This is a genomic window from Pseudomonas sp. RW409 (assembly GCF_003184125.1).
Classification (GTDB): domain Bacteria; phylum Pseudomonadota; class Gammaproteobacteria; order Pseudomonadales; family Pseudomonadaceae; genus Aquipseudomonas; species Aquipseudomonas chlororaphis_I.
In genome coordinates this window covers 384,840-385,065 of sequence record NZ_QHHP01000040.1, presented here as the reverse complement: position 1 = coordinate 385,065, position 226 = coordinate 384,840, and the positions used below count along the sequence as shown (strand labels likewise).

The following is a 226-nucleotide window of genomic DNA, read 5'->3' as shown; positions in this document are numbered from 1 at the left end:
GCTGGTGCGACGACAGCGGCGAGCCGATCGGCCTGAAACGCCTGCTGATCAGCCCGACCACCAAGTACTGCATCGAAGCTCAGGAACGTCACGAGCAGATCGACAAGCACCAGCGTCAGGCCTGATCGCCAAGACTTCTCCCCTCGCGGGCAAGCCCCACCCCAAGGTCGCCACTGCACCTGGGCTGGCAGGCTTGCCCGCGAGTCGTTTGTGGGCGCCTTGAAAG

Annotated in this window: 1 protein-coding gene; it reads left to right on the top strand. The window is 64.6% G+C overall.

Annotated features, from left to right (window positions below; translation table 11 throughout):
* A partial coding sequence (locus tag DK261_RS20330) for a TraR/DksA C4-type zinc finger protein (protein ID WP_177411723.1) occupies positions 1 to 125 on the top strand: 125 nt, incomplete at its 5' end.
* Between the last annotated feature and the right edge of the window lie 101 nt (positions 126 to 226).